The sequence below is a fragment of the Myxococcus sp. AB036A genome (genome assembly GCF_006547355.1).
In the GTDB taxonomy this organism is placed as follows: domain Bacteria; phylum Myxococcota; class Myxococcia; order Myxococcales; family Myxococcaceae; genus Myxococcus; species Myxococcus virescens.
In genome coordinates, this window is record NZ_VHLC01000028.1 from 82,564 (window position 1) to 88,609 (window position 6,046).

General features: G+C 69.0%; 3 protein-coding genes. 1 reads left to right on the plus strand and 2 read right to left on the minus strand.

Annotated elements, in window-relative coordinates:
* Positions 1-8: 8 nt before the first annotated feature.
* The gene (gene mfd, locus FL344_RS14380; protein ID WP_141618934.1) at positions 9-3,575 is read right to left on the minus strand and encodes a transcription-repair coupling factor; all 3,567 of its coding nucleotides are present in this window, start codon (positions 3,573-3,575) and stop codon (positions 9-11) included.
* A gap of 271 nt (positions 3,576-3,846) precedes the next feature.
* On the opposite strand from mfd, the gene FL344_RS14385 reads away from it, so the two are divergent.
* The gene (locus tag FL344_RS14385) at positions 3,847-5,286 is read left to right on the plus strand and encodes a PAS domain-containing sensor histidine kinase (RefSeq protein WP_141588237.1); all 1,440 of its coding nucleotides are present in this window, start codon (positions 3,847-3,849) and stop codon (positions 5,284-5,286) included.
* Positions 5,287-5,304: 18 nt separating this feature from the next.
* Here FL344_RS14385 and FL344_RS14390 read toward each other — a convergent pair whose 3' ends face one another.
* Positions 5,305-5,553 (minus strand): hypothetical protein, encoded by a 249-nt coding sequence (locus FL344_RS14390; protein ID WP_194863110.1) that lies wholly within the window; start codon positions 5,551-5,553, stop codon positions 5,305-5,307.
* Positions 5,554-6,046: the final 493 nt, after the last annotated feature.

Consider the following 6,046-nt stretch of genomic DNA (forward strand, 5'->3'; position numbering starts at 1 on the left):
GTCGGCGCCTACGCCTGCGGCAGTGCGCAGTGGCTCAAATCCCTCAGCACCTTCTTGGCCTCGGAGATGAGGTCCTGGCCACTGGCGCCCTGGGGCGCGCGGGCGATGAGCTTCATGTCCGGGGTGAGGCGGTAGACGCCCTTGGAGCGCTGCACCAGCCCCGCCACCTTGGGGCCATCCAGCAGCGCGTCCGCGCCCAGCGTCACCACCAGCCGGGTGGTGCCCACCTCCAGCCCGCGCAGGCGCAGGTCGCGCATGTCGATTTTCAGCAGCGTCAGCTCGGACAGGTGGTCCACCTCGTCCGGGGCTTCGCCGTACCGGTCCACCAGCTCGGCGCGCAGGTCCGTGACTTCGTCCGGGTGGCTGGCCTGGCTGAAGCGCTTGTAGAAGACGAGCCGCTGGTGGACGTCGCTGACGTAGTCGTCCGGGATGAGCGCCGGCATGGGCAGCGTGACGTCCGGCTCGATTTGCACCTTGGGCGGCTGGCCCTGCATCTCCGCGACGGCTTCCTCCAGGAGCTGCGCGTACATGTCGAAGCCAATCTCTGCGATGGCGCCCGACTGCTTGTCGCCCAGCAGGTTGCCCGCGCCGCGAATCTCCAGGTCATGACTGGCGATGGAGAAGCCCGCGCCCAGCTCGGTGAAGTTCTGGAGCACCTCCAGGCGCCGCTGCGCGTCCTTCGTCACCGCGCGCCGCGACGGCACCAGCAGGTACGCATACGCGCGCTCCTTGGACCGGCCCACGCGGCCACGGAGCTGGTAGAGCTGCGCCAGGCCGAACTGGTCCGCCCGGTTCACAATCATCGTGTTGGCGCTGGAGATGTCGATGCCACTCTCGATGATGCTGGTGCACAGCAGCACCTGGTACTTCTTCTCCGTGAAGGCGAGCATCACCTTCTCCAACTGCCCTTCGCCCATCTGCCCGTGCGCCACGCCGATGCTGACCTGGGGAACCAGCGCGCGCAGCTGCGTCTCGATGGAGGGCAGCGACTCCACGCGGTTGTGGACGAAGAACACCTGCCCGCCGCGCGCCACCTCGCGCTCAATCGCCTCCTTCACCACCGTGTCCTCGTACTTCATCACGAAGGTGCGGATGGCCCGGCGGTCCTGCGGCGGCGTGGCGATGATGCTCATGTCGCGCACGCCCGACATGCTCATGTGCAGCGTGCGGGGAATGGGCGTGGCCGTCAGCGTGAGCACGTCAATCTGGGAGCGCCACTTCTTCAGCGACTCCTTCTGCTTCACGCCGAAGCGCTGCTCCTCGTCGACAATCATCAGGCCCAGTTCCTTGAAGGCCACCTCGCCGCCCAGCAGCTTGTGCGTGCCGATGAGGATGTCGACCTTGCCCTCCTTGGCGCGCTTGAGGATTTCCCGCACCTCCGGCGCCTTCTTCATCCCGGAGATGACCTCCACCGTGACGGGGTAGTCCGCGAAGCGCTTCTTGAAGGACAGGAAGTGCTGCTGCGCCAGCACCGTGGTGGGCACCAGCACCGCCACCTGCTTGCGGTCCAGCGCGGCCTTGAAGGCGGCCCGCATGGCCACCTCCGTCTTGCCGTAGCCGACGTCGCCGCAGACGAGCCGGTCCATGGGCTCCGGCTTCTGCATGTCCGCCAGCACGTCCTCAATCGCCTTGGCCTGGTCCGGCGTCTCCTCGAACTCGAAGTCCGCTTCGAACTGGGCGAAGTACCGGTCTGGCGCGCTGAAGGCATGGCCGGGGTGCGCCTTGCGCGCGGCGGCAATCTGGAGGAGCTCCGCCGCCATCTTGAGCAGCTGCTCCTTGACGCGCTTCTTCGTCTTCTCCCAGCTCGTGGTGCCCAGCTTGTCCAGCTGCACCTGCGTGGGGTCGCCGCCGGAGAACTTCTGGATGAGCCGCATGCGGCCCACCGGCAGGTATATTTTGTCCCGGCCCGCGTACTCCAGGACGAGGAAGTCCCCGGGAACGCCGTTGACCTCCATCTTCGTCAGGCCCGAATAACGGCCGATACCGAAGTCGGTATGGACGATGAGGTCGCCTTCCTTCAGGTCCCCGAAGCCGGAGCCGAACGCGTCCAGCTTCTTGCTGCGCTTGGGACGCCGGCGCGCGCGCGCGCCGAAAATCTCCTCGTCCGCCAGCACCGCGAGCCCGCCCGGCCCATCCACGAAGCCGTGGCTCACCTCGCCCGTGAAGAGGTGCGCGCGGATGGAGGGCTCGTACAGCGCCACGGCGTCTTCCAGCGGCTCCGTGTGGACCTTCACCATCACGTTGCGGTCCATCAGCAGCCGCTTCAGCCGGTCCGCCTGGCTCAGCGTGCCGCACGCCACCACGCAGGCCACGCGCAGCTCGCGCCAGCGCTCCAGCCGCTCCACCAGCGGGGACAGCGCGCCCTCTTCACCGTGGTGCGCCAGGATGGCCTCGCGCAGGTCCTGGGTGCCGCCGAAGCTGAAGTGCACCGGCGGGCGCTCCGTCTGCGCCAGCGACAGCCCACCGCCCTCCAGCACGCGGAAGGACTGCAGCCGCTGGTTCACGTCCTCACGGGAGAGGAAGTGCTCCAGCGGCGGACAGATGAGCTCCTGCCGGGCCTCGGCCGCGCCGTGCGAGCGCTCCAGTTCCTCCCACAGCGTGTCCGCCGCGCGGTCCTGGCCCAGCGGGTCGTCCAGGTAGATGACGGGCGCCTCGGGGCTCCAGTCGCGCAGGAAGTCGAACAGCGTGGACAGCCCGCCCTCGAAGAAGCCGGGCAGCAGGCCCTCCATCCCGAAGCCGGGCAGGCCTTCGCGCAGGGCGTCCAACTGCTCCCGCAGCTTGATGGTGGGCAGGTTGATGCGGTCGGCCACCGCGCGGGCGGCGGACTCGGCGCGCGGGCGCGTCTCGTCGGTGAGCAGCACCTCGCGCGCGGGGACCAGGTCCACTTCCTTCAGCGCGTCCACCGTGCGCTGGGACTGCGGGTCGAAGGCGCGGATGGACTCGATGGTGTCGCCGAAGAACTCCAGGCGGACGGGCTTGTCGTAGAGAGGGCTGAAGACGTCCAGCAGGTCGCCGCGCACGCTGAACGTGCCCACGTCCTCCACCAGGGGGCTGTTCTGGTAGCCCATGCGCACCAGCCGGCGCGCCAGCGAGTCCCGGTCGAAGTCCTGCCCCACGGCCACTCGCGCGGCCAGCGCGCGCATCACTGACAGCGGCAGCACCTTGCGGTGCAGCGCGCGCACCGACAACACCAGCGCGGGGAAGCGCGTGCCCTGCCCCAGGTGGAAGAGGGCGCCCAGCCGCTCCGTGACGGCCGCCGCGTCGGGAGACACCTCGTCGTAGGGCAGCACCTCGTCCGCGGGCAGCCGCAGCACGCGCGGCGCCAGCAGGCTGCCCTGGCCGCCCAGGAAGAAGGACAGGTCGGCGGCGAGCGCGTCGGCGGCTTCCTCGTCCACCGCCACGCAGACCAGCGGCGCTTTCAGCGCGCCATGCAGGCGGGCGAGCACATGTCCGCGCGCCGCCCCCTTGAGCCCTTGCGTCCGGACGCGCTGCCCCGCCCGAAGTTCGTCAACCACCTGGGCGAAGGGGTCGCCCGCCGCGCCGCGGTCCTGCGTCTGTATGAAGGGAGTGTCCATGAGTGGACCCTGAGGGCCCCAGGGTAATTAGAAGTCTCACCCTGTCAGGTCAACGACGGAGCACTTCGGCTGTCGAGCGAAACAGGAGAAATCGGAAGCTCTGGTTAGCTCGGGCACTGTTAAGCCACCCCGGGGACCGGTTGGCCCCACCCCCTGCTGCGGGGTTAGGGTGGCTCACAACGGCAGCATCGGGGGCCACGCCGACATGTCATCTGGCCGTGGAATCAACAGGTGCCAGGGCACCGAAGGGGACGAACCTCTTTCCGAGGCGGTGGTCGTCTTGCGGAGCGTGCGCTCCGCGGTCGGCAGCATCGTCGACTTCGAGTGTGTCTCCGCCAACGTGCAGGCGGAGCGTTGGCTCGGCGGAGAGGAGGGCAGCCTGGTGCACAACCGGCTGCTGGAGGAAGCGCCGTGGGCGTGGGACGGCGGCCTCTTCAGTGCGTGTGTCCGCGTGGTGACACGCCGCGCGCCAGAAGTCGCGCGGGTGTCCCGGCAGTCGCCCATGGGCACCGTGTGGCTCCTGGCGCGCGTGTCCCCGTGTGACGACGGCGTGGTGCTCTTCCTGGAGGACCTCACCGAGCGCATGGCCGCGGAAGAAGCCCTGCGGCGCGACCATGACCTGCTGCACGCCGTCATCGAGAGCGCCACCGACGCCATCTACGTGAAGGACGTGTCGGGCCGGTACATCCTCATCAATCCCGCCACCGCGAGCGCCTTCCACCGGGCCCCGCGCGAAATCCTGGGCCGCACGGACGCGGAGCTGCTGGGCGCAGACCGGGCCGCGCCGACGCTGGCGCATGACCGCGAGGTGATGAGCTCCGGGCACACGGCCACGTACGAAGGGGCGGAAGGCGGCCCGGGGACGGACCGCATCTGGCACACGACGAAGGGCGTGCTTCGCCGCGGAGACGGCACCGTGTACGGCCTGTTCGCCATCTGCCGGGACGTCACCGCGCGGCGGCGCCAGGAGCTGGAGCGCGAGGAGGAGGCGCGCTTCCAGGAGCGCTTCATCGGCGTGCTGGGCCACGACCTGGGCAATCCACTGGCCGCGGTGCGGCTGTCCTCCGCGGCCCTCCTGGCCCGGGACACGCTCCCCCCGGAGGTGCGGCGCGTGGTGGCTCGCATCGACGGGAGCGCCGAGCGGATGGCGCGACTGGTGAAACAGCTGCTCGACTTCACGCGCGCCCGCATGGCGGGTGGCATCCCGCTGCGTCCCCACGAGGTGTGCATGGAGGACGTGTGCCGGCGCATCATCTCCGAGCTGGAGCCCGCGCATCCGGAGTGCTGCGTCCGGCTGGAGGTGGACGGCGAGTCACGCGGCATCTGGGACGAGGAGCGCCTGGGACAGGTGCTGTCGAACTTGCTGGGCAACGCGCTTCAACACAGTCCGGAGGGGAGCTCGGTGCGGGTGCGGCTGGCGGCGAAGGACTCGCTCTTCCAGCGCGTGGAGGTCCACAACGGTGGGCCGCCCATCCCCGAGTCGTTGCGCCCGCGGCTCTTCTCGCCGTTCCACGGAGTGCCCCCCGAGCCGGGTCAGCCGAAGCCGAAGCACCAGGGCCTGGGGTTGGGGCTCTACATCGTGTCGCAAATCGTCACGGCGCACGGAGGCTGGCTGGACGTGGCGTCGTCGGCGGACACGGGGACCTGCTTCTCGGTGACGCTGCCTCGCGTCACCAGGCCGTTGGGTGGGCCGCCAGGCAAGACTGCCTGAGGCCCGGCCCGTGACCTGCTAGTGGAGTGTCCGCGAAGTAATCCAACATAGACAGCGGCGGTGCCGCTCGAACCAGTCGTGCATCTTGGCCCGAGTCCAAAACCCGGTAAAGGGATGGGCATAGAGGCGGTTGTACTCGAGCCAGCTTACATCGAGGTGGGCGATGAAGTCGGAGCGGCGCTTCCAATCGCCGTGCTGCAGGTAGCGCGCGCTGAATGCCCACAGCAGCAACTCGGCCTGGTTGAGCCACGAGACATGAGGTGGCATCACGAGGATACGTACGTGGTTCGAGCTGCGCAGCAACTCGCGCGTGTCCTGGGCGATGTGGCTGGAGCCTGCGGGGCTTCATGGCGGGCTCCAGGCAAAGGGCGCCCGTTCGCGCCGTGGTCGAAGCATGGGGCGAGGTGGTGAAGTCGGTGGCGTTCATGGTCAGGCGGCTTTGGCGGGTGGGACATCTTCGGCGAGCGCGTAGCCGCGGAGTAGCCCGTGCGCGTACTCGCGGCGCTGGAGCTTACGCCGCCGGAAGGCATCGAGGTCGATGACCTCGGCGAGCGGCGTCTCCTTTGCGCGCTCCTCCGGCGTGCGCCCGTCGATGCCTTGGTGGGGCCTCTCGGTGTTCGAACATGCCTTTCACTAATGAGCTTCAGGGAGTGAGGTTAAGAGCGAGGCTGTTGAGTTCGTGAGGAGGTGCACTTCCCATGGCTTGGCAGCCTCGCCGGCTCTCCGCCGAGCAGCAGCAGGAGCGGCGCCTTGAGGCAGC

Excerpts from the sequence above, each read along its gene's own strand:
- mfd (WP_141618934.1), bottom strand. The coding sequence starts at position 3,575 with ATGGACACTCCCTTCATACAGACGCAGGACCGCGGCGCGGCGGGCGAC.
- FL344_RS14390 (WP_194863110.1), bottom strand. The coding sequence starts at position 5,553 with ATGCCACCTCATGTCTCGTGGCTCAACCAGGCCGAGTTGCTGCTGTGG.